The organism is Pseudomonas sp. G7(2022), assembly GCF_052660475.1.
The window spans coordinates 3,737,163-3,760,898 of sequence record NZ_CP109659.1; the positions used below are offsets into that span (position 1 = coordinate 3,737,163).

Consider the following 23,736-nt stretch of genomic DNA (forward strand, 5'->3'; position numbering starts at 1 on the left):
CCGAAGACCGACGATCAAAGGAGCCGAGCAATGCCCGCCACCGTTCTGGTACTGGTTGAAACCATCAATGACTACCTGCCCATTCTTGAACGACAGGGCTTTCACCTGATCCTCGCCCCGACTCCCGCCGAACGCGCCCAGGCCATTGCCACCCATGGCACCCGCATCGACGCGGTACTGACCCGAGGCCCGCTGGGTTTGTACGCTGAAGAAATCGCCGCGCTGCCCGCACTGAAAATCATCTGCGTGATCGGTGCCGGCTATGAGCAGGTGGATCTGCAAGCCGCCAGCAATCGGGGCCTGACCGTAACCAACGGCGCCGGGGTAAACGCCTCGTCGGTGGCCGACCATGCCATGGCATTGCTGCTGGCGCTGGTACGCGACATTCCGCGCTGCGATGCCGCCGTGCGTCGGGGTGAATGGCCGAAGATCATGCGCCCGTCCCTGGCGGGCAAGCGGCTGGGGATTCTCGGGCTCGGCGCAGTGGGCATGGCCATCGCCAAACGGGCGAACCTGGGTTTCGACATGGAAATCAGCTACCACAACCGTCAGGTGCGCAGTGACGTGCCTTACGCGTTTTGCTCGACTCCGACCGAACTGGCCCGGGCCTCGGACTTCCTCGTGGTCGCAACGCCCGGCGGTATTGGCAGCCAGCATCTGGTGACCCGCCCGGTGCTCGATGCCCTGGGACCGAAAGGCTTCATCGTCAATATCGCTCGAGCCAGTGTCATAAACACCGCGGACCTGATCACCGCCCTCGAACAACGGCGGATCGCCGGCGCTGCACTGGATGTATTCGATCACGAACCGCAGGTGCCGGATGCACTGAAAACCTTGAGCAACGTGATTCTCACGCCGCATGTGGCCGGCCTGTCACCGGAAGCCACACAGGGTACGGTGGAACTGGCAGGAAAAAACCTGGTGGCGTTTTTTTCCGGAGAACCGGTACTGACACCGCTGACACTGCCACCAAAACAGAACAACCAGCGCGTGCACTAAAGCACGCCAAGCAACGTCCACAAGCGCCGCGACTCGGCGTCGGCCGAGATCAACTCGCCGAGCAACTCGCTCAACGGCTTGTTGCCCCACTCGACCCCGCGCCGGATCAGATAAGGCACGGGGCTGTGGGGTTCGGTGCGGGCCAGGTATTCGGCGATCAGCAGCAATTGCCGATAGGCCTCTTCACGGCTCGCCGGTTCACGAAAGACCTGCGCCGCGACAGGCGCTTCATCGACCGGTTGCGCTTCCACCGCAAGGGCTTCGACAGGTGCGACCGGCACCGGTTTTTGTGGATGCATGGCGATGAACTCCTGGACCAGAGTCAGCAGCGCTTGAAGGATGTCCTGCAGGGGCCGTAATCCCGGCCCCTGATCGCCCAGATACGTATCACTCCAGGCGCTCAGACGTTGCAGATGTTGCTGGCTCAGCAGCAGGTTGCCCTGTTGCCGCAGCCAGAACGCCAGCGGCGTGGCACGCACCTGATCGCTGAGCTTCTTCTGTTCATTGCGTGCCGATTCAGCGAGAGCCTTGGCATTTTTGCTGTCATTGACCAGCACCTGCTGCACCTGCAGACGGCGCCAGCTTTCCAGGTTGTACGCCTCGAAATCGCTGTTGTGCGAACCGAACAGCGGCACCCGGGTCAGCAGCACTTCACTGTACCGGCGCACCAGCCACTCCAGCGGAATCACGCGCCACGACTGGTCGCCCTCCTCGGCCTGTGGATGCAACTGTTCCGGATAGCGCTCGCACAATCCGACAATCAGCGCCAGGCTGCCAGGCAGTCCGTCCAGCCCCTGCAGATGCAACCAGGCTTCGCCGAGCCAGGCACTGAGCATCAGGTCCTTGCTGCGTTCGATCAGCAACGTCGTGGTGAGCCTTTGCACTTGCGGCCAGTTCGCCTGTTTCAGCGTTGATTGCCAGACCCCGGTCGGCAGGCTGGCGTCGTCTTCACGACGCAGCTCGCGAATCAGATCGAACTCATGTTCGTAACGCAGATCCGCACCACAAGGCGCGTCTTCGCTGATCGGTTCGAGCAATTGATCCATCAGGTTCGGCAACGTGGCAGATGGCAGACTCACAGGCCCTCCTTTCGAGATTCAATGGACGCAGTGGTTGCGGTCACCTGGAACGGCGAACGCGGCGCCCGGGTCGGTAACGGCGGAATCGACAACGGCTGCTTCGAGCCCTGACTCATCAACGACAGGCGCACGAACATGCGGGTGAATTCGGTGGTCACGCTGTCGTTGAGCGCAGTCACGGGCAAGCGCAGCGTCAGCGGGAAATCCGTGTAATCCGTGCTCGGTTGGCGCAGGACCGAAAAGTGCGCGCGCATCAGCCGCAATAACGACCATGGCCCGCCATATTCCCACCCTGCCTCCAGGTCCCGCACCACCAGGTTCGGTTGCAGTGGATCGTTGACCGGGCGCTCGCGACCGTTACGCGCCCAGCGCAGGGTCAGGCGGATCGGCTGGCCGACCATCCAGCGCAGGTTCGGCTGCTCGGCGGCGGGATAGCTGATTTGCTGACTGCCGGCCAGCAAGCCCCCGGCGATCACTTGATCGGCGCCGCGCTCATCATCACGATCAGTGCGCCAGCGAACGTCCATCTCGACACCGAGAATGCCGCTCTTGTCACGCACGAACAGCGGCGTCAGCCACAGGCTCGCCTGCTTCAGGCGGTTGAGAAAATCTTCCGCCGCCAGCCGCTCCGGGGTCTGGCTCAGAACCAGTCCGGCCTGGGCCACCGGCAAGCGCTTCTCGATGATTTCCAGAAAGTGCTGGACCCGCGCCGGGTCGGCATCCTGGGCCTGCACGCCGCTGGCAAAGGGAAAGCGATCGGCCAGGTACTGATTGAAATAGTTGGCCAGTTCATTCCATGCCGCCGCGGCCTGCTGCTGTTGCAGGTACTGACAACGTTGCATGGCCGACTGTTGCAACTCCACTGCACGCATTGCCAGCGTGCCGCGCCCGCCTGCCAGATTGGCGGTCTGTAGCACCTGCACGCAGGAACCGGTGTCCATGTCGATGAAATCGCGGCTGACCAGTTGCTCAATTTGCGCCGGTGAACTGGCCGGATTCGAATCCTTGTATTTGAGCAGTTCGTCGTTCAGTGCGCTGAACTGGGTCACCCGTTCATAGTCCAGCGCCGACAGATTGCCCTGCTGGGTCATCAGCCACTGCAATGCCGATGTACGCCGCTCGGTGATGCCGAGCATGGTGTTGAATTGCTGCTTGAGGCTCAGCTTCAAATCCTGCACATCGCTGGCGCCGTACAGTTGCAGGCCGAGGTTTTTCGAGCCGTCCCACTGGCTGATTTCAGTCCGGCCACCGAACAGCGGTTGTGCGGTGATTTCATCCAGCCCGCTGACGATCTGCGCCATGGCCCGGCGGTTGAGCGCACCTTGCAGCCGAGCCGCCAGGTCACTGCGATGGACTTCGACAAACGCCTTTTGCAGAGCCATGGCTTGCTCGGCCTTGACGTTGAACACTGCATAAGCATGAGTCTGGTCGTTGTGATCCTTGAGGCTCAGCCACATGGCCTGGGCCGCAGCACTTTGGGCTGCTTGCAGCAGCGCACCGCGATAGGCCGGAGGAATGCGGGGCAGCTCTTCGGCGAGATAACTCTTGTAACTCGCGTAATAGTTCAACGACGTATCGAGGTCATCGCCGTCCACGCTCTGGCCTTGCAGGTTGACGTTGTCCTGATCGGCGCGCATCGCCACCGAAACGAAGTCTCGCTTGAACAGCGCATGCACCGCGTTGTCCAGTTTGACGACGTGATCCTGCAACGCCAGTTGACCGCTCCCTTGCTGCACCAGCAGGTTGCCGCGCGAGCCGACCTGGGCGATCCACTGGTCACGAAAACTCTGTTGCAGCTTGTTCGCCTGCATGTCCAGTTGTTGCTGGACCGGCGGCCCCAGCAGCGCGCTCTTGCGCACCTTGTCGAGAAACTCGCGATAGCCCGGTACCAGCTCCTGTCCCTTGCCCCGGCCCCAGGCCGAATTGGTCAGGGCCACCGCAGCTTGCAGGTCGTCGATGAGCGCGGTGAGATCCTCCAGCTCATTGAGGTTGTTACCGCTCCCGGCCTCCAGTTTTTCGAGATGCAACTTGAGGTAGCCGGCCTTGCTCACGAAGTTGTCGGCGAGGAAATACTGATCGAGCCAGCGCTCCATAAGTCCGTTGAAGTTACTGACGATCAGCGGCCGCTCGACACTCAGGTCCAGCGCCTGCAAGTCACCGCCATCACCCGCCGCCAGCAGACGGTTGTAATACGCGGAATGGGGAACCGTGGCAGCGTTGAGGTTCAACGACAGCGCGCTGTTGCTCAACTGCACCAGATCCTCCAGCGGAGCGCGCTGATTGTTCTGCACCTCGGCAAACAACTGGTTCTGCTGTTCCAGACGCAACGCCCGGTCGACCAGATCCGTGGCCTTCTGGTAGTTCTGCCACTGCGCCGGGTCTTCGCTTTCAATGCTGGCGCGCCGATCGGTGGCGCGGATCGCCTTGATCTTCGCCAGCTCCGCCAACAGCAGATCGTGCAACGGCTGCACCATCTGGCGTTGCGCAGACTTGAACAGTGCCCGTTCGATCTTTACGTCCACCGAGGAAAACCACGAAGCCGGAAACGCCAGCGAAACGTAATGCCAGTGCGGCGCTCGCTCCAGCACCCGCCAGAAACCCTGCACGTTGCGCCGGGTTGGCTCGACACGGTGCTCATCGTCGGTGACCGCGACGTAGCTTTTCTGCGCACTCTGCATCAGTCGCGCCAGTTCGTGAGCATCCCTGACCGAATCGCGCCAGACCCAGACCATCGCCACCGCCCAGATCACCCCGACCACCAGCGCAATGCCGGCAGTCACCCGCTGCCAGCGCTGGCGCAAGCGCAACAGGCGCGGTACGCCCAGAGCCAGGCCGCGCTCGCCTACCAGCCGCTGGCGCCACAAGGGACGCATGAACGCGCTGCGCTGCAGGCCGCTGTCGTCAACAGAGAATCCGTCCAGCGCATCTTCCGATGGCTGACTGGCACTCAAATACACCCCGCGAAAACACGGCGCCTCACCCTGCGCATTGCCCTGGAACACCGGCTCGAGCACGTTCTGCAAACCACGACGCAATGTTTCCAGGCGCTCTGGCAAGGCATACAGATCGGCGCTCAGGTACCCGGACAACGTGCCGATTTCGATGACCGCTTCGGCGACGGCACGATGCAGGCGATCCAGCGCCTGATCGCTCCACTGCCCCTGCCACACCGCGTCGCGCGCATAGGGTGACGACCAGCCCAGGGTGCGCTCGCGGGCTTGCTCGGGCAACGCGCTGATCAGTTCCTGAAACCCGGGCAGTTCTTCCAGCCCGGTGACGATCACATAGACCGGCACACTCAATCCGAAGCGCTGCAGCAGATCGATGAAGCGCCGTCGCGCGGCCAGACCGAGCTGCGTGGCCTGTTCCAGATTGCTCAGGCGGCTGGCCGGAACCGTCCAGATCACCCCGTCCAGCGGGCGTTTGCTGCGCAGGCGCAAGATCAGCCCGAGCAGGCGCCACCAGCCGCCGCGCTGCAAATGCATGCCTTCGTCCGGCAGAAAAAGCGCCTGTGGCACCACCAGCACCGCCCCCTCGGGGTCCGACCACCAACGGCCGAACCACGCGGGTTTGTCCGTGGGTTGCAAGCGCCATTCAGTCACCAGCTGGGTGCCCTGGGTCTCATCGCCCAGCAACAGCAGCCACGGCATCTGATAGCGATCGCGACTGCCCTGTTCCTGCTCCATATGGCGCACGGCACCGTAGAAGCTGCGAATCGCCGCGCCACTCCGTGTGCGCAGCCACCACACCGCCACGGCGATGATCACCAGCAACAACAGCACGGCGACGACCCAGGCGACGATCGTCAGTGTGCTCATGAATCCTGCTCCGACACCGTCACCGAGTCGATCATCTGCAACACCGGTTCCAGCTCGGAACGAATGTCACGCCAGAGAAACTGACCGATCCCGGTCAAGAGCAGCACCATCGCCAGCATGCCCAACGCCAGTCGAAAACCGTCCGGCAGCGCGGTACGTACCGGTAACTGCAACGGCGGGATCCACGAAGGCTGCACCAGCCGCTGGCTCACGCCTTCGTAACTGGCGTCGTCCTGCCAGGCAAAACTGAACAACGCCAGACGCCATTTCTCCAGCTGCGCCTGACTGTGCTCACCACGCAGGCGGCCATGAAAACCGAGAATCAAACATTGCAGATAGACGTTGGCCAGGTCGCGACTGGTGGGCTGTTGTTCATCGAGCAGGGTTTGAATTGCAGCCGGCAACTGTTCACCGGCCTGACGACTCGAGTACAAGCGTGACTCCAGGGGTTTGTCCTGCCACGCCACTTGGCCCGGCCACGGGCTGAACAGCAATGTTTCATCAACCAGCGCCACAAAGGCATACACCAGCGCCTTGACCTGCTCGGTGGCCGAATCGCCGACCCGCGAATACGCCGTACGCCACAACCGTTGGGACGCCTGGGTCGACAGTTCGACGACGGTCTCCACGAGCACCGCTTCGTCATCGCTGTCCTTGGGCAACTGACTCCAGTCCAGTTGCCATTGCTGCCACGCCTGACGGAACGCGCTGCTCAGCGGTGCGTCCTGCAACCCAAGGTTTGCGACACTTCCTTGCGACATACGGCGTTCCTTGTGTGATCAGGCACGTTCACTGTTCTGGGCAACAAACAGCACCACTTGCCACGGACTGCTGGTCAACCGGGTGGCGGGCGCGGCGATCACCAGCGGCAATTGCGCGTCGAACCAGTTGCCTTCGGCCGTCACCACAAACAGCCGGGTGTCGTCACCCACGCTGTAGGCCACTTGCTCGTTGCGGCTCATGGCCTGGTGCGTCAAGCCACTCATGCGCTGGCGGCTGAGCAAGGCGATGTGCGGCGCCGAGGCGATGATCGCGCCGCGCAGCCATTCGCCGGCCGCCTGCTCGCTGGCGCCGTTGGGCATGCGCAGGCCAATGACCAGCCGCTGGCTCGGCTGCTCGTCCGGCAACTGAATGGAAAAACTGTGTTCGCTGCGTTCGAATGCGATGCTGCGGTAACCCGCACGGATCAGCTCCAGGGTGGTTTCCAGCCACTCCAGCAACGGCTCGTAACCGAGGTGCAACTCGAAAAAATCCAGCGGCGCAAACGACGGTACGCCTGCCAGCGGGTCCAGCGCCGACCACGCCCCGGCCAGGCCCAGCAACTGCACATACAATGCCTGCGGATGAGCAATGCGGCTGTTCAGCGAGCCTTCGACTTCCGGTAGACGCGACCACAACGCGGTCAGTTGACGGCGAATCTCCAGCGCATCGTCCTGATTGCCGGACTGTTGTGCCTGACGCAGGCGCCCGCCCAGGAACAGGCATTTCTCCCGGGCTCGCGCGCAGAGCCCGGCGATCCGCCGACCCAGCGGCGACTCCGGCAACAGGACCGGCGTCGGTGGCGTATAGGGCAACGGCAAAAAACCGCCGCCCTCCTTGCGGACTTTCAGCAGCGGCAGGCAGATCGAATCGGCTTTGTTCAGTTGCGTGCACAGACGCGGATTGGGTCGCCATACCGTAATCGATTCGGGAAATTCACCGCTGGTGAGATCGGGCAACGCTTCGCCGACCACCGACTGCAAACGTCCCTTGAGCGGCAGCAGTTGACCGGCACGCCACAAAGGGCTGATGGCCAGGTACACCGTGACGGTAGCGTCATCGGTTTCACCGATCGACGGGCCGACATCCAGCTCCAGTGCAGGCCCGACACCCGCCTGCAGATTGACCGGTAAACCGTCGGGCATCGTCCCCTGCAACGACAGCACCCGCACCACCCCCGCACTCATCGCCGAAGGGTCGAACGCCATCTGACTGACACCAAAGAACCACGGATTGCAGGCCTGGGCCAGATGCGCACCGAGCGCCTCGGCCCGCAGGCCCTGCAACTGAAAGTGCTGTGGCAGCAATTGCATGCCTTCATGCCAGCAGACCGCGTCAGGTAGCAGACTCATACGACTCCCTTCGACTGCACCGCGAACCGGCGGCGGACGGTGTATTTCAGTTTTCCTTGCTGACCAGCGTCATCTCGCGGCTGTCGAACTTGAGCCATGCATCGCTCTGATCATCCAGCCGCAAGCGGTGCGCTCCGGGTGTGTTATAGCTGGCGAAGACTAAAAGTCCAGCCGCCCGCTTGCCCCCCAAAGGGAACGGCTGGCGATCGATGAATTGCCCCGGCACCAGCTCCAGTCCCCACACGCTCATCAGCTGACGATAGTCGCGCTGATACTGCTCGCGCCCGGCAAACCACTGCTGGGCGCTGATGCCCGACAGTTGCTTGAGCAGATCAGGGTCATTGACCGCGATGAAATCCACGGCGATCGGCGTGTCGTCATTGGCCTTGGGCGCGACGTCGAGGGTCAGGCTGTCGAGGTCCACTTTCGGCCCGAAGAACGAGCAACCGGCAAGCAGCGCAAAGCCGATTGTTAGAAAAAGTCGTGAAGACAAAATGAATTTTCCTTTTCGTGATCCAGTCCAAAAAAGTTTTTCGCTTGCATTTTTATAGACCTGTTCTAGCGTCTTGGGTAGTTCGGTTCCTACAGCCGAATGTGGAAGGTTTGTCAAAGGAACGACAGGTCATCTGCCTCCCTTTCTAACCTGTGGTCCAGCAAGGGAAAGCGATGAACGGGCCTCCCCGATGCATTGCGCCCGCTCATCGCATCGGAGTCCGCCGACATGGCAGAAAGTACCCAGCACAAGCTCGACCGGGTTCGCCCGCCTCGAGTGCAAATCACCTATGACGTCGAAATCGGCAACGCCATCGAGAAAAAGGAATTGCCGCTGGTCGTCGGGATCCTGGCCGACCTCTCGGGCAAGCCGCTCGAACCATTGGCAAAACTGACCGAACGCCGTTTCACCGAAATCGACCGCGACAACTTCAACGAAGTGCTCGCCTCCATCGGCCCTCGCGCCACGCTGCAAGTCAACAACACCCTCAGCGGCGACGACAGCAAGCTGAACATCGAGCTCAACTTCAAACACATCGACGATTTCGACCCGGTCAAGGTGGTGGAGCAAGTCACCCCGCTGCGCCGCCTGTTCGAGGCCCGTCAGCGCCTGCGCGACCTGCTGACCAAACTCGACGGCAACGACGATCTCGACAAGCTGTTGCGCGATGTCATCGCCAACACCGAAGGCTTGCAAGAGATCAAATCGGCTCGCCCGGACACCGCTGTCCCGGCCGCTGATGCCGAGGCCCCGGCCGAACCGCAAGCCTGATCGTCCACCTGACCGAGGAAGAATTCGCCATGCCCGCCGCCGCCCAGAATCAAGCCAGCGAAAATGCTGCCGCCGAGACTTTATCCCTGCTTGACCGGATCATCGCCGAGGGCCGCATGGCCCATGACGACAGCCAGCAGGACTACGCCCGCGACATGCTCGCGGAATTCGCCACCCAGGTACTCGACGAAGGCATGGCCATCGACAAGGACACCGTGGCGATGATCAACGACCGCATCAGCCAGATCGACGAGCTGATCAGCGCCCAGCTCAACGAAGTGCTGCATCACCCGGACCTGCAAAAACTCGAAGCGTCCTGGCGTGGCCTGCACATGCTGGTGCAGAACACCGAAACCAGCACCCGGCTGAAACTGCGACTGCTCAACGTGACGCAGAAAGAGCTGCAGAACGACCTGGAAAAAGCCGTCGAATTCGACCAGAGCGCCCTGTTCAAGAAGATCTACGAAGAGGAATACGGCACCTTCGGCGGTCACCCGTTCAGCTTGCTGGTGGGTGACTACACCTTTGGCCGTCACCCGCAGGACATCGGCCTGCTGGAGAAACTGTCGAACGTCGCCGCCGCTGCCCACGCGCCGTTCATTGCCGCCGCCAGCCCGCGCCTGTTCGACATGAACAGCTTCACCGAACTGGCCGTGCCGCGGGACCTGTCGAAGGTCTTCGAGAGTCAGGAACTGATCAAGTGGCGCTCGTTCCGTGAAAGCGAAGACTCGCGCTACGTCTCGCTGGTGCTGCCGCACTTCCTGCTGCGTCTGCCTTACGGCCCGGACACTTCGCCGGTGGAAGGCATCAACTACGTCGAAGACACCAATGGCACCGATCACAGCAAATACCTGTGGGGCAATGCCGCATGGGCGCTGTCGCAACGCATCACCGAAGCCTTTGCCAAGTACGGCTGGTGCGCGGCAATCCGTGGTGCTGAAGGTGGCGGCGCGGTCGAAGGCTTGCCGGCACACACCTTCCGCACCAGTTCCGGCGACCTGTCGCTCAAATGCCCGACTGAAGTGGCGATCACCGACCGCCGCGAGAAGGAACTCAACGACCTCGGCTTCATCGCCCTGTGTCACAAGAAGAACAGCGACATCGCGGTGTTCTTCGGCGGCCAGACCACCAACAAAGCCAAGGTCTACAACACCAACGAGGCCAATGCCAACGCACGCATCTCGGCGATGTTGCCTTACGTGCTCGCGGCATCGCGTTTCGCTCATTATCTGAAGGTGATCATGCGCGACAAGGTCGGCAGCTTCATGACCCGCGACAACGTGCAGACCTACCTCAACAACTGGATCGCCGACTACGTGCTGATCAACGACAACGCACCGCAGGAAATCAAGGCGCAATACCCGCTGCGTGAAGCGCGGGTGGACGTCACCGAAGTCGCCGGCAAACCCGGTGCCTATCGCGCAACCGTGTTCCTGCGGCCGCACTTCCAGCTGGAAGAACTGACGGCATCGATCCGCCTGGTCGCCACGCTGCCGCCTCCGGTAGCCGCCTGACCCGCCTGCGCCCGCAGGATATTCCTGCGGGCGCTCCCCTGTTTGTCTAGCGCGACACCCTTCAGGAGTTACAAGCGATGGATGCAATCATTCTCGACCTCGGCGGCGACATCAAAGGCGACAGCCTGCTCGAGGGCTACAAGGACAAGATCGAAGTCATGTCCTACAGCCACAACGTGGCGATGCAGGTGACCAATGACGTCAGCAACTCGGAGCGCACCTCCGGCCGGCCGCACATCGGTGAATTTACCCTGACCAAGTTCATCGACAGCTCGACCCCTTCGCTCAACGAATATTGCTGCGCCGGCAAGCCGATCCCGGAAGCCAAGATCACCATCGGCCGCAACGCCGCCGAGGGCAGCGGGCAGATCATGCCGTTCATCATCTACACCTTGACCAACGTGGTGATCTCCAACGTCAGCGTCAGTGGCGGCACCGGTGGCAAACCGGTGGAGACGCTTTCTTTGAACTTCACCAAGATCAAATGGGAACTCACCGCGCAAAAAGACGACGGCACCAAGGAAGGCACCGCCGGCACGGTCTGGGACCTGGCCGCGAACAAGGCCGGCAAGTAACCGGACGCAACGGCCATGACAAGCTCGGGAATTCTCCCGCCGCTGTTCGAACGCCTCGCGTCCAGCGAGGCGGACGGCGTGCAGGCGTTCGATCGTCAGAGCCTGCTCGACTCGGTGCACGCCGAACTGGCGCGCCTGTTCAACACCCGCCGTGGCCCGCGCACATTGACGGTGCCCCCCAGCGTGATCGATTACGGCATCGCCGACTGGAGCGCTCTGCAACAGCAGCGCAGCGATGACCGTCGTCGGCTGACGCGGGACATTCGCGAGGCCATCACCCATTTCGAACCGCGCCTGCTGCTGGGCGAGGTTCAGGTCAATCCCCTCCCCGAGCAGCCACAGCGATTGAGCATTCGCCTGCTTGGCGAATTGCGCAGCGGCTCGCAGCACTGGCCGGTGGCCTTTGTCATCGAGCCCGGCAACGAAGGGCTGGAGGTGCGCCATGAGCGACTCGATTGACCCGCAACTGCTCGACTATTACCAACGTGAACTGACCTGGTTGCGCCATGCCGGCAGCCAGTTTGCCGAACGCTATCCGAAAGTCGCGAGGCGGCTGGAGCTGTCTCCCGGTGAATGCCCGGATCCGCACGTCGAGCGATTGCTCGAGGGTTTCGCCCTGCTCGCCGCACGCCTGCAGCGGCGGCTGGATGACGACTACGCCGAGTTCAGCGACGCATTGCTCGAACAGCTTTATCCCTTGGCCATGCGCCCGTTGCCGTCCTGCGCCATCGTCCAGTTCGAACCGGACCCGAGCAAAGGCAACCTCGACGGCGGCTATCCCCTGCCCCGGGACACGCCGCTGTTCGTCACCACCAGCAAGGGCGAAAGCCTTCACTTTCGCACCAATGCCGCCGTGCGTCTGTGGCCGGTCGAAGTCAGCGAAGCCTTGTTGCTGGGAAGCGATGAAGCGCAGGCCCTGACCGGTGTGGCGCAGTGCCGTTCAGCGCTGCGTCTGAGTCTGCGCTGTCTGGGCGACAGCCAGTGGTCGGAGCTGGGTATCGAACACTTGCGCATTCACCTGGCCGCGTCTCCGGTGGTCAACGCCAGTCTCTATGACCTGCTCGGCGCCCACGCGGTGCAGGTACTGGCCGGCTCGCCGGGGAGCATTCCCGCCAGCGTGAAAGGCCTGCCGAGGATCGTCGGTTTTGCAGACGACGAAGCGCTGCTGCCGGACGAAGACGGCGTGCATCCGGGCATGCGCCTGCTGGCCGAGTACTTCGCGTTCCCGGACAAATTCCACTTCTTTGATCTGCCACTGTCCGGCGTTTCGAGTGACAGCCAGACGCTGTACCTCTACATCGTTTTTGACCGAGCCCCGGCCGGTCGCCTGCACTTGCAGGCCAGCGACATCACCCTCGGCTGCGCGCCGGTGATCAACCTGTTTCCGCGCACCTCGGAGCCGCTGCGCCCGGACGGCACCCGCAGCGAGTATCGACTGGTCGCCGACAGCCACCGGGAAAACAGCGTCGAAATTCACAGCATTCGTGGCATCCGCGCCAGCTCCGCCAGCGGTGTGCAACGGCTGCCGGCGTATTTCGGCAGCCAGCACAGCAGCGCTGACCGGCAACGTTACTGGCATGCGCGACGGGTCAACGGGCAGACGCCGAACCGGCTCGGCAGCGATCTTCTGGTCAGCGTCGTCGACACCCGTTTCGAACCGCAGACCGACCTGCCCGATTACAGCCTGACCGCCGAACTGCTGTGCACCAATCGGCATCTGGCCCAGAGCCTGCCCGCCGGTACGCCGCTGGGGTTCGAGCGGCCGGGCCCGGTGGCGTGGGCACGCCTGCGCAATCCGCCGAGCCCGCAGAGTCTGCCGCGACTGAACGGCGATTCGCGCTGGCGGCTGGTGTCGCAACTGACCCTCAATCATCTGTCGCTGGTCGAAGGGCCGCAGGCGCTGGATGCACTGAAGGAAATCCTCACCCTGCACAACCTGCGCGATGAGGCCAGCGCCCTGCGCCAGATTGAAGGTCTGGTGAGCCTCGGTTGCGAGCGGGTGATCGGCCATGTCGGCGCCGACGCCTGGCGCGGCTGGCGCAACGGACTTGAAGTGCAACTGCAGCTCGATCCACAGCATTTCGTCGGCAGCAGCGCAGTGCTGTTCTCAGCGGTGCTCGCGCAGTTCTTTTCGGTGTACGCCACCGCCAATCGCTTTGTGCGCACGGTGCTCATGCAGGCAGACAAGGAGGTCAAGGCATGGCAACCCCAAGCCGGCATGCCTCTGTCGCTCTGACCCTCAGCCAGCGCCTGCGCCGTGATCCGCAGGCGTTCGAATGGTTGCAGGCGTTGCTGTTGCTGGAGCGCGAACAGCCGCAGGCCGACTCCCTCGGTTCGGGTACATCGCCACAGGCCGAAGCGCTGAAATTGCGCGGGCCGTTGACCCCCTTGTTCGCCGCCAGCCAGATCGAAAGCCTGGAGGAAATCCCCGGTGAACCGCTGACCCTGAACTCGCCGATGTTCGGCCTCGGCGGCCCCGACGGCCCGCTGCCTTACGCCTATCAGGAATGGCTGCAACAACGGGCGCGAGCCAAGGATCATGCGCCCGCCGAGTTCCTCGACCTGTTCCAGCATCGGTTGCTGAGCCTGCTGTACAAGGTGATGCGCAAACACCGGATCGCCCTCGGTTTCACCACGCCCGGCGCCTCGCCGGTGCAGGCGCAACTTCGGGCGCTGACCGGGTTGTTGCCCAAATCCCTGCAAGAGCGCCAGGCAATTCCCGACTGCGCCGTTCTGGCCTGCACGGCGTTGTACGCCGATGGCCGTCGGTCGTTGGCCGGATTCGCGGCGATTGTCCGCGAGCAATTTGCCGTGGCGGTGGAACTGAGCGCCTATGAAGGGGCGTGGCGTGAGATTCCACGTGCCAGCCGCAGCGTCATGAAGGCGGGGGGACGCAATCTGCAACTCGGCCGCAGCGCTGTCGCCGGTACTCGGGTGTGGGATGAACACGCCGGGATTCGCCTGACGCTCGGGCCATTGTCTTCGGCGCAGGCCGGACGCTTTCTGCCGGACGGCGAAACGCATCCGGCGCTGGCGAGCCTCGCTGCACTGTATTTCGGCCCGGATCTGGACGTGAAACTGGTGCTGTTGGTGCGCGGTGCCGGGCCGCTGCAACTCGGCCGACAAACTCCGGCCCTGTTGAGCTGGAACGGTGGCCTGCAACGCCAGACCAGCCTGGCCGTGCAACGGATCGAAACCCGCCTGCGTCAGCTGGAGATCACCTGAAATGGAACTGGCCAGCCTGATCGGACGCCTCAACCCGGACAACCGCCGCGCCCTCGAACGTGCCGCGCAACGGTGCTTGCAGCGCGGACATCACTTTGTCGAGATCGAGCATCTGTTGCTGGAGTTGCTGGATATCGAGGGCGGCGATTTTGCCTTTCTGCTGCCGCGTTTTGGATTGGAGCGTGATGCGCTGACGGCGGAGATCAACAAGGCGCTGGACCTGTTCAAGGCTGGCAGCACGCGCACGCCGGCGTTGTCTTCGCACACCCTGGGATTGCTGGAAGACGCCGTGGTACAGGCCAGTGTGTTGGGCGTCGAGAGTATTCGTTCCGGGCTGTTGTTGCTGGCGCTGATCGACCGTGACGAGCGCCGCAGCTTATTGCTCAACAGTGCTTCGTCGCTGCTGAGAATTCCGAAAGAAGCGTTGCGCGCAAACCTGCTGGAATGGACGGAAAACTCCCGGGAGCACGTTGGCCCGCGCTCTGTATCTTCGGGGAGTCCAACACCACGGCAAGACTCGGTGCTCGATCAATACACCCAGGATCTGACCGCCGATGCTCACGCCGGGCGCATTGACCCGATTGTCGGTCGCGACGGCGAGATTCGTCAGTGCATCGACATTCTTCTGAGACGCCGGCAGAACAACCCGATTCTGGTCGGTGCGCCGGGCGTTGGCAAAACCGCTGTGGTCGAAGGCCTGGCGCTGCGCATCGCCGCCGGGGACGTGCCGCCGTCGTTACAGGAAGTCAGTTTGCGGGTGCTCGATCTCGGTCTGTTGCAGGCCGGGGCCGGGGTCAAAGGCGAATTTGAACAGCGGCTCAAAGGTGTGATCGACGCGGTTCGCAGCGCCGACAAGCCGATCATTCTGTTCATCGACGAGGCCCACACGCTGATCGGCGCTGGCGGTGCCGAAGGCGGCAGCGACGCGGCCAACTTGCTCAAACCCGCGCTGGCCCGAGGTGAATTGCGCACGTTGGCCGCCACGACCTGGATGGAATATAAAAAGTATTTCGAAAAAGACCCGGCCCTCGCCCGCCGCTTTCAGTTGGTGCAAGTGGAAGAGCCGGACGAAATCACCGCCGTGGAAATGCTCCGTGGCGTGGCAGCAAAACTGGAACAGCACCACGGGGTGCAAGTGCTGGACGCGGCGATCCACGAAGCGGTGAAACTCTCCCATCGCTACATCTCCGGTCGCCAGCTGCCGGACAAGGCCATCAGCGTCCTCGACACCGCCTGCGCCCGGGTCGCCCTCGGTCAGCACGACGTGCCGCCACCGCTGGAGAGCCTGCGCCATCGCCAGCAAAGCCTGAAAGAAGAAGTCGAACGCCTGCGCCGCGAACAGGCCACCGGGCTGGATCATCGCGAGCGCATCACCTTGCTGGAAAGCGAATCGAAGACCAACGTCCAGGCCATCCGCGAACTGGAAACCCGCTGGAGCGAAGAACGCGTGGCCGTGCGCGAACTGCTCGACACCCGCCGCGAACTGCTCGACCTCAGCGAACGCGCCGACAGCGACAAGCCCGACGAAGCCACCGACAGCCGCATCGATCATCTGGCCGCCGAACTGCTGCGCCTGGAGGCCGGGCTCGATGCGATTCGTCAGGACGACCCGCTGGTGCCCGAACAGGTGGACAGCAAGACCGTCGCGGCTGTTATTGCAGGCTGGACCGGTATCCCCGTCGGCAAAATGCTTGCCGACGAAGCTCATGCCGTGCGCACCCTCGGACAGCGCATGGGCTTGCGTGTGATGGGCCAGACCACGGCGCTCTCGACCATCGCGCAGCGCCTACAGGCCTACCGCGCCGGACTGACCGACCCGCAGAAACCGGTTGGCGTGTTCCTGCTGGTTGGACCTACGGGCGTTGGTAAAACCGAAACCGCGTATGCACTGGCGGATGCCTTGTATGGCGGCGAACGCAACCTGATCAGCATCAACCTTTCCGAATATCAGGAAGCCCATACCGTCAGCCAACTCAAGGGCGCCCCTCCAGGTTACGTCGGTTACGGCAGTGGCGGCGTACTGACGGAAGCGGTACGGCGCAAACCGTATTCGGTGGTGTTGCTGGATGAAATCGAGAAGGCGCACCCGGATGTTCTGGAAGCGTTTTACAACGTGTTCGACAAAGGTTTGATGGAAGACGGGACGGGGCTGGTTGTCGACTTCAAGAACACCGTAATGCTCGCCACCAGTAACGTCGGGGCTGAACTGTTGCTCGACACTCCCGCGTCACACATCGGCTCTGAAGCCTTCACCGAGGCGCTGCACAAAGTCCTTTTGCAAGCCTTCCGCCCGGCGTTTCTGGCACGCATGACGGTGGTCGCCTATCGACCGCTGGATGAAACAACGCTGGAAGGGATTGTGCTGGCGAAGCTGGAAAAACTGCGGGGCCGCTACAAGGCAGCGACCGGCAAACAGTTCGAGTTCGATTCGGGAATCGTTAAAGCAGTGCTCGCCAAGTGCAGTGCGGCGGGTGCGCGGGATGTCGAGAACGTGTTGATGACGCAGGTGACGGGGAAGTTGGCGGAGTGGGTGTTGGAGTAGCTGTGCGCGAGCGCATCGCCGGAAACAGGGAGGCAACATGAGCTACAAGGCCATATGCGACAAAATCGACGGACATGGCGAAGGCATCTACAACTTCGGTCAGTCCAGCTTTCTTTTGCTCGTCGCCGACAACCGGGACGGCATCTGCCGGGGTGTCAGCACCGCATGGCTCATCGCCAAGAAAAAAGGCAACGACTACCTCAAGGACATCGTCAAGCCAACGATGAAAACCGGACTGCTGCACGAACAGAAGACGGCGCGCCAGGCCTCGGACTTCCAGTCAGAGTATGTGGACATCAGCGGCGATACGCCCGGATCCCCGTCAGCCGCGACCCTGGGGGCATTGAGAACCGGCGGGGTGGGATCGCTGGGCCAGACAAAAGCGGAAACCTACCAGAGCTTCGCCACTGCCGGTAAAGCCATCGGCGAGTTCGTGCTCACCTCGTCTTGTCGCTACTTCATTCTGTCGATCAAAGGCATGCTCGGCGGGCATTCCGTGGCCTTTTACCGACCTTGGGTACTGTTTGGCAAAAGCAGCAGCTGCGTATTTTTCGATCCCAATTTTGGCGAATTCAAGCTGGAGGGTGCCCAAGGCGTAGCCCTTTGCATGGATGCGGTCGCAACGGCTTACAAACAGGGTCTGTCGACGGGTTATCGACTTTGGGGTTTCAGCTGAAAAGCACTTTATAAGGGGACAGACTAATTTTTGTTGCCGCCTGTTGACGACGCGAACAGAAAGAATCCCAGCGGAGATTGCCATGGCAGAGATACATAAAGTCGGTCGTTACTCAGGAGGCAATGTCGCAATGACAGGAACAAACCCGCTATACGCCAACTGGCTGGCGGCCAATCACGCCACCAACGGAGGGACGATTCCTGACTTGGCCACCATCTGCCATGAATCCTCTTCAACTCGCCGAGCCTTGGCCGGCTCGGGCGCCTCCCATGGAACCTGTTTTGCCGTCGTCGAACACTTTGATGCCTCACGCGGCGTACTGATGTACAAATTCGGCGACAGTGCGCTGAAACTGGACCTTCTCGGAAACTACACAACAACAACCAAAAAAGTCGTCACAACCCTTCGCGGGCACGCTGAAATCAGTGCGTTGGTTCAGGCGATCAACAGTGTTGCGCTCCCTGACGGTGATTACAGCAACTTCGTTACACGTATCTATATCGAACTCAGCCCCTGCCCGCTTTGTGGGCCGCAACTCGAGCCTTACATTAGAAACTCGGTGGTGATGTACAGCTACGTTTATGGAAACGAGAGAGAGATGGATGGGTGGGTCAGTGACAACCAGGCTGCAATCCATGGGAAAGGCGGTACGTTCAGGTGGTGAGCTTTTTCTCTACCAACAGCTGAGGTCAGCTCATGCCCCGGTCTACCGACAGCAACACCACCCTGTCCCTCACCGCCACCGCGCTGTCGGCGCTTTACCCTGATTCGCTGTCCGGCGACGAGGCGCTCAACGTTCTGGGCTCGCAAACCCTCAACGGGCTCAACGACGGCACTTCTCTGACCCTGACCAGCGCCATCGCCACCCACGTCACCACCACCCTGCACAACGATGCGCAGTTGCGCCCGTTCGACGCTCTGGTCGCCGAGATCCGCCAGCTCCCCGCCGATGCCACCGCCGAGCGCTATCAACTGGTTCTAAGGCCATGGCTCTGGTGGCTGACCCTGGCCAGCAACAACCGCGTATTCCAGAACCTCGCCACCTCCGACATTGTCACCACAATCTTCAAGGCCCACGGTTTCACCGATTTCAAACTCTCGCTGACCGGAAGCTACGCACCCAGGGAATACTGCGTGCAGTATGGCGAGAGCGATTTCGCTTTCGTCTCACGGCTACTGGAAGAGGAAGGCATCTTCTGGTTCTTCACCCACGAGGACGGCAAGCACACGCTGGTGCTGGGTGACAGCAATGATGCTTTCGTACAGATCCCCAACGGGCCGAAGGTCAAATATCTAGGCCAGCAAATGGGCGAGCGCGAGCTGCACGGCATCCGTTCGGGCCAGGTGTGTCTGCAAGCGGTGGCCGGCGTGTACAAGGCGACGGATTACGAGTTCACCACGCCGACCACCTCGCTCTACGGTCAGGCCGAAGCCGTGGCCGGGCCGCGTTCGATCTATGAGCATCCCGGCGGTTACAACGCCAAGGCCCGGGGCGATGCGTTGACCAAGCAGCGGGTCGACGGGCTGCGCAGCGAGGAGAAACGTTTTGTCGGCGAAAGCGACTGCCGCTGGCTGATTCCGGGTCACTGGTTCACCCTCGACGGCCACGAAGACGCAAGCCTGAACATCGATTGGGTCATCACGCGGGTCACCCACGACGCCAGTCATGAAAACTATCGCAACCGCTTCGAGGCGATCCCCAAGGCCACGCCCTTTCGCCCGCAACGCCTCACACCCAAACCGCGCATGCATCCGCAAACCGCCATCGTCGTCGGCAAGTCCGGCGAGGAAATCTGGACCGATGAATACGGCCGGATCAAGTTGCAGTTCCCTTGGGATCGCGACGGCAAGAACGATGAAACCAGTTCCTGCTGGGTGCGTGTGGTGCTGCCCTGGAGCGGCAAGGGGTTCGGCATGCAGTTTGTGCCGCGCATCGGTCAGGAGGTGATCGTGACCTTTATCGACGGCGACCCGGACCGGCCGCTGGTCACCGGTTGTGTGTACAACGGCGACAACGCCCTGCCCTATGCCTTGCCGGCGAACCAAACCCAGTCGGGAATCAAGACCCAGTCGTCCAAGGGCGGCGGCGGTTTCAACGAGCTGCGTTTCGAGGACAAGAAGGATGCCGAAGAGGTGTTCCTGCAAGCGCAGAAAGACCTGAAGATCAACGTACTCAACGACACCACCGCCACCGTCGGCCACGACGAAACCCTCACGGTGCAGAACGCCCGCACCCGCACCGTCAAGGACGGCGACGAAACGGTCACGCTGGAGAAAGGCAAACGCAGCGTGACGATCCAGACCGGCAGCGACAGCCTTGATGTGAAGGACAGCCGCACGGTGAAGGTCGGCGCCGATCAGAACCACAGTACCGGCGGCAATTACACCGACAAGGTCACCGGCGACTACAGCCTGACGGTGGACGGCAACCTGACGATCAAGGTCAGCGGCACTCTTACGCTGCAAAGCGGCGGCAGTTTCACGATCAAGAGCGGCGCGGATCTGGCGACCTCCGCCAGCACCTCGATCACCCAGAAGGCCGGCACCGCCATGACCAATCAGGCCGGTACCTCGCTGGACAACAAGGCCGGGACGACGCTGACCAACGACGCCGGCATCAGCCTGACCAACAAGGGCGCCGCCTCACAGACCGTGGACGGCGGCGGCATGCTGACCATCAAGGGCGGGCTGGTGCAGGTCAACTGACAAGGAGAAGCCATGGCGATCACACCGCTGGATCTGCAGCAGGATGACAAACACCTCAAGGGGCGTCTGCAGGACGGTCAGCTCGATGGCCCGTTGAGTATCAAGGATGACGGGCGCCAGCAGGCGGATCTGAAATACAGTCAGGGTCAATTGCAGGGTACGTGCCTGCTCTACCACCCCAACGGCAAGGTCTCGGCACAGATGCCGTTCGTGCGCGACAAACTGCAAGGCATCGCCAGTTTCTATGCGCCCGAAGGCTGGCTGCAGCGCAAGGCGACCTATCGGCGCGGGTTATTGCATGGCGAGGCGTTCAATTACTTTCCCGACGGGCAAGTGGCGGAGGCCGAGGTCTATCGCGATGGCGTGCGCGAGGGGCGTTATCAGCGCTTTCATCCCAACGGCAAACCGGCGGTGGACGCGCGATATTTGAATGGGCAATTGATGGAGCCGGAGCAAGGGTTCGCCGAGGACGGGCGGCCGCTGGATGCCGATGGCAAGCCGATTTCCCGGGTGCGCTGGTGGTTTCGCAAATGGACGGATCCGCAGCAGGCCTGAAAAGCCCCTCACCCTAGCCCTCTCCCAAAGGGAGAGGGAACCGATTGGGGGATATTGGCGAATTACACCGACGTGAAAGATTTGCGCTGAATCCATAATCGACTCGGTCGTTCAGGTCGATGTAGGGCGAATGACACCTCGGTCAGCTCCCTCTCCCTCCGGGAGAGGGCTGGGGTGAGGGCCATGGATTTAACGACAAGCAAAGAAGCTCAGGGAATCAACATCTGCATCTGCCCAGGCATCACGATTTTGATCACCCCCGCCCAGTTGCACATCAACGTACTGTTGGCATCGATCGCCGGCATCCCGCCCAGCAGCAGGGTCGGTGCGCCGCCGGGGATCCACGGCGTGGCGGTGGCGGGAATGCACGGCATCGGTGTCAGTACGCCCAGCGCCGCAGCCGTGGCAGCGGCGACCATCGGATTGGCCATGCTCATGCACATGCCGAACGGGGTGACATTGACCAGCGGAATGTGATCCATGATGTTCGCCGCCGGCATCCCGCCGGTCAGCGTGCGGTTGACCGGCAGCACGTTGAGCACCGCCGGCGCGGCGCCGAAACTGCATTGCAGGGTAGCGCTGGCACAGACTTGCGGGCAGCCCATTTCAAAGCTCCTGTGTGAACAAGGCATACGCGCTAAACCTTAGTCGCCTGCGGCCCGCCGCGCACATTCCCAAAGGTGATTATCGTCCAACACGCTAACCTATAAGACCGAGCCGCGCTTGTGACCACCCGAGCGCGCCATTAGATTAGCCAATGATGTCTGGCCTCCAAAATAAGCAGAAGGGATAAGCATGGCGCTTACTGACCAGTCCACCCGTATCCGCTCTGGCGAAGAACTCGATGCCAGTCTGATCGATCCGTACCTCAAGGCGCACATTCCGGGCCTGACCGGCACGCCGCAGATCAGCCAGTTTCCCGGCGGCGCGTCGAACCTGACCTACCTGCTGGAATACCCGGACCAGGAATTCGTCCTGCGCCGGCCGCCGTTCGGCCACAAGGCCAAGTCCGCCCACGACATGGGCCGCGAATTCCGCATCCTCAACCAGTTGCGCGACGGTTTCCCGTATTGCCCGAAAGCCTACGTGCACTGCACCGACGAATCGGTGATCGGCGCCGAGTTCTACGTGATGGAACGGGTCAAGGGCATCATCCTGCGCTCTGACCTGCCGCCGGAACTGGGCCTGGACTCGGCGAAAACCGAGGCGCTGTGCAAGAGCTTCATCGACCGTTTCGTCGAGCTGCACCGGGTCGATTACAACGCCTGCGGCCTCGGTGATCTGGGCAAGCCTGAAGGCTACGTCGCGCGCCAGATCAAAGGCTGGAGCGAACGCTACGAGAAAGCCCTGACCCCGGACGCTCCGCACTGGGAAAAGGTCAAGGCCTGGCTCAACGACAAGATGCCGGCCGACCACCCGACCTCCAGCATCGTCCACAACGACTACCGCTTCGACAACGTCATCCTCGACCCGAACAACCCGATGCAGATCATCGGCGTGCTCGACTGGGAATTGACCACCCTCGGCGATCCGCTGATGGACCTGGGCAACACCCTCGCCTACTGGATCCAGGCCGACGACCCGGCACCGGTGCAACTGATGCGCCGCCAGCCGAGCCACGCCCCGGGCATGCTGACCCGCCGCGAATTCGTCGACTATTACGCCGAGCGTTCGGGCATCCAGATCGACAATTTCGACTTCTACTACACCTACGGCCTGTTCCGTCTGGCCGGCATCGTGCAGCAGATCTACTACCGCTTCTTTCATGGCCAGACCCAGGACAAACGCTTCGCGCAGTTCATTCACATGAACAAACTGCTGGAGCACATGAGCCTGCAGGTCATTGCCAAATCCAGCCTCTGATGACGGCGTTATAACAAGGCTCACTACAAGGGAATCCCATGTCCAAGACTCAGTTGTTCGACCTCGACGGCAAGATCGCTTTCGTCTCCGGCGCCAGCCGCGGCATCGGTGAAGCCATCGCCAAACTGCTGGCCCAGCAAGGCGCCCACGTCATCGTTTCGAGCCGCAAACTCGAAGGCTGCCAGCACGTAGCCGATGCCATCATCGCCGCTGGCGGCAAAGCCACAGCGGTCGCCTGCCACATCGGCGAAATGGAACAGATCAGCCAGGTCTTCGCCGGGATCAAGGAACAGTTCGGGCGCCTGGACATCCTGGTCAACAACGCCGCGACCAACCCGCAGTTCTGCAACGTGCTGGACACCGACCTCGGCGCCTTCCAGAAAACCGTCGACGTGAACATCCGTGGCTACTTCTTCATGTCGGTGGAAGCCGGCAAGCTGATGCGCGAAAACGGCGGCGGCAGCATCATCAACGTGGCGTCGATCAACGGCATTTCCCCGGGGATCTTCCAGGGCATCTACTCGGTGACCAAGGCCGCCGTGATCAATATGACCAAAGTCTTCGCCAAGGAATGCGCGCAATTCGGCATCCGCTGCAACGCCCTGCTGCCGGGCCTGACCGACACCAAATTCGCCTCGGCGCTGGTGAAGAACGATGCGATCCTGAAACAGGCCCTGACGCAGATCCCGCTCAAACGCGTAGCCGACCCGAGCGAAATGGCCGGCGCCGTGCTGTACCTGGCGAGCGACGCCTCGAGCTACACCACCGGCGTATCGTTGAACGTGGACGGCGGTTTCCTGTCCTGATCC

At 62.0% G+C, this 23,736-nt stretch carries 20 protein-coding genes; 14 read left to right on the plus strand and 6 right to left on the minus strand.

All coding sequences use genetic code 11. The annotated features are described in order from the left end of the window. Positions 1 to 30: 30 nt before the first annotated feature. Positions 31 to 999 (plus strand): 2-hydroxyacid dehydrogenase, encoded by a 969-nt coding sequence (locus tag NE357_RS16850; protein ID WP_169430820.1) that lies wholly within the window; start codon positions 31 to 33, stop codon positions 997 to 999. On the opposite strand, the gene tssA is transcribed toward NE357_RS16850, so the two are convergent. From tssA to NE357_RS16875, 5 genes are read right to left on the minus strand one after another with little or no spacing between them, the layout of a single operon-like run. Further along, positions 996 to 2,078 carry a type VI secretion system protein TssA gene (gene tssA, locus NE357_RS16855; protein ID WP_169430821.1) on the minus strand — a complete coding sequence of 361 codons (1,083 nt, stop codon included), beginning with the start codon at positions 2,076 to 2,078 and terminating at the stop codon, positions 996 to 998. The two genes, NE357_RS16850 and tssA, sit on opposite strands and share 4 nt — an antisense overlap. After that, the gene (locus NE357_RS16860) at positions 2,075 to 5,896 is read right to left on the minus strand and encodes a type VI secretion system protein (protein WP_169430822.1); all 3,822 of its coding nucleotides are present in this window, start codon (positions 5,894 to 5,896) and stop codon (positions 2,075 to 2,077) included. Before NE357_RS16860 ends, tssA begins: the two co-directional genes overlap by 4 nt. Further along, entirely contained in the window at positions 5,893 to 6,657 is a 765-nt protein-coding gene (locus NE357_RS16865; RefSeq protein WP_169430823.1) for a DotU family type IV/VI secretion system protein, read from the minus strand. The genes NE357_RS16860 and NE357_RS16865 overlap by 4 nt, the downstream gene beginning before the upstream one ends. Positions 6,658 to 6,675: 18 nt before the next feature. After that, positions 6,676 to 8,007, minus strand: a complete 1,332-nt coding sequence (tssK, locus tag NE357_RS16870; protein ID WP_169430824.1) for a type VI secretion system baseplate subunit TssK — start codon at positions 8,005 to 8,007, stop codon at positions 6,676 to 6,678. Between the two features lie 46 nt (positions 8,008 to 8,053). Further along, entirely contained in the window at positions 8,054 to 8,500 is a 447-nt protein-coding gene (locus NE357_RS16875; RefSeq protein ID WP_085732262.1) for a type VI secretion protein, read from the minus strand. Positions 8,501 to 8,728: 228 nt separating this feature from the next. On the opposite strand from NE357_RS16875, the gene tssB reads away from it, so the two are divergent. The 11 genes from tssB (at position 8,729) to NE357_RS16930 (ending at position 21,064) form a co-directional block, all read left to right on the plus strand. Beyond that, the gene (tssB, locus tag NE357_RS16880; protein ID WP_169430825.1) at positions 8,729 to 9,271 is read left to right on the plus strand and encodes a type VI secretion system contractile sheath small subunit; all 543 of its coding nucleotides are present in this window, start codon (positions 8,729 to 8,731) and stop codon (positions 9,269 to 9,271) included. 29 nt (positions 9,272 to 9,300) lie between these two features. Next, positions 9,301 to 10,785, plus strand: a complete 1,485-nt coding sequence (gene tssC, locus NE357_RS16885) for a type VI secretion system contractile sheath large subunit (RefSeq protein WP_169430826.1) — start codon at positions 9,301 to 9,303, stop codon at positions 10,783 to 10,785. 77 nt (positions 10,786 to 10,862) lie between these two features. Then, complete coding sequence (locus NE357_RS16890) at positions 10,863 to 11,360, plus strand: Hcp family type VI secretion system effector (RefSeq protein WP_169430827.1); 498 nt, start codon at positions 10,863 to 10,865, stop codon at positions 11,358 to 11,360. Between the two features lie 15 nt (positions 11,361 to 11,375). Then, on the plus strand, positions 11,376 to 11,819 hold the full coding sequence (tssE, locus tag NE357_RS16895) for a type VI secretion system baseplate subunit TssE (RefSeq protein ID WP_169430828.1): 444 nt from the start codon (positions 11,376 to 11,378) through the stop codon (positions 11,817 to 11,819). Then, positions 11,803 to 13,596, plus strand: a complete 1,794-nt coding sequence (tssF, locus tag NE357_RS16900; RefSeq protein WP_169430829.1) for a type VI secretion system baseplate subunit TssF — start codon at positions 11,803 to 11,805, stop codon at positions 13,594 to 13,596. Before tssE ends, tssF begins: the two co-directional genes overlap by 17 nt. Then, complete coding sequence (tssG, locus tag NE357_RS16905) at positions 13,560 to 14,585, plus strand: type VI secretion system baseplate subunit TssG (protein WP_169430830.1); 1,026 nt, start codon at positions 13,560 to 13,562, stop codon at positions 14,583 to 14,585. Before tssF ends, tssG begins: the two co-directional genes overlap by 37 nt. Position 14,586: 1 nt before the next feature. After that, positions 14,587 to 17,127, plus strand: coding sequence for a type VI secretion system ATPase TssH (tssH, locus tag NE357_RS16910; protein WP_169430831.1), 2,541 nt, complete (start codon positions 14,587 to 14,589; stop codon positions 17,125 to 17,127). A gap of 37 nt (positions 17,128 to 17,164) precedes the next feature. After that, positions 17,165 to 17,803, plus strand: coding sequence for a YopT-type cysteine protease domain-containing protein (locus NE357_RS16915; RefSeq protein WP_169430832.1), 639 nt, complete (start codon positions 17,165 to 17,167; stop codon positions 17,801 to 17,803). 82 nt (positions 17,804 to 17,885) lie between these two features. Next, complete coding sequence (locus NE357_RS16920) at positions 17,886 to 18,467, plus strand: hypothetical protein (RefSeq protein ID WP_169430833.1); 582 nt, start codon at positions 17,886 to 17,888, stop codon at positions 18,465 to 18,467. Between the two features lie 32 nt (positions 18,468 to 18,499). Then, positions 18,500 to 20,509: a type VI secretion system Vgr family protein gene (gene tssI / locus NE357_RS16925; protein WP_169430834.1), complete on the plus strand. Its 2,010-nt coding sequence runs from the start codon at positions 18,500 to 18,502 to the stop codon at positions 20,507 to 20,509. Positions 20,510 to 20,521: 12 nt separating this feature from the next. After that, the gene (locus tag NE357_RS16930) at positions 20,522 to 21,064 is read left to right on the plus strand and encodes a toxin-antitoxin system YwqK family antitoxin (RefSeq protein ID WP_169430835.1); all 543 of its coding nucleotides are present in this window, start codon (positions 20,522 to 20,524) and stop codon (positions 21,062 to 21,064) included. A 209-nt stretch (positions 21,065 to 21,273) separates the two neighbouring features. On the opposite strand, the gene NE357_RS16935 is transcribed toward NE357_RS16930, so the two are convergent. Continuing rightward, positions 21,274 to 21,669, minus strand: a complete 396-nt coding sequence (locus tag NE357_RS16935; protein WP_169430836.1) for a DUF4280 domain-containing protein — start codon at positions 21,667 to 21,669, stop codon at positions 21,274 to 21,276. Between the two features lie 190 nt (positions 21,670 to 21,859). On the opposite strand from NE357_RS16935, the gene NE357_RS16940 reads away from it, so the two are divergent. Both NE357_RS16940 and NE357_RS16945 read left to right on the plus strand, forming a co-directional pair. Next, a complete protein-coding gene (locus NE357_RS16940) occupies positions 21,860 to 22,927 on the plus strand; it encodes a phosphotransferase family protein (protein ID WP_102622091.1) in 1,068 nt (355 codons plus the stop codon). Between the two features lie 38 nt (positions 22,928 to 22,965). Continuing rightward, positions 22,966 to 23,733 (plus strand): SDR family oxidoreductase, encoded by a 768-nt coding sequence (locus NE357_RS16945; RefSeq protein ID WP_085687598.1) that lies wholly within the window; start codon positions 22,966 to 22,968, stop codon positions 23,731 to 23,733. The last annotated feature ends 3 nt before the right edge of the window (positions 23,734 to 23,736 follow it).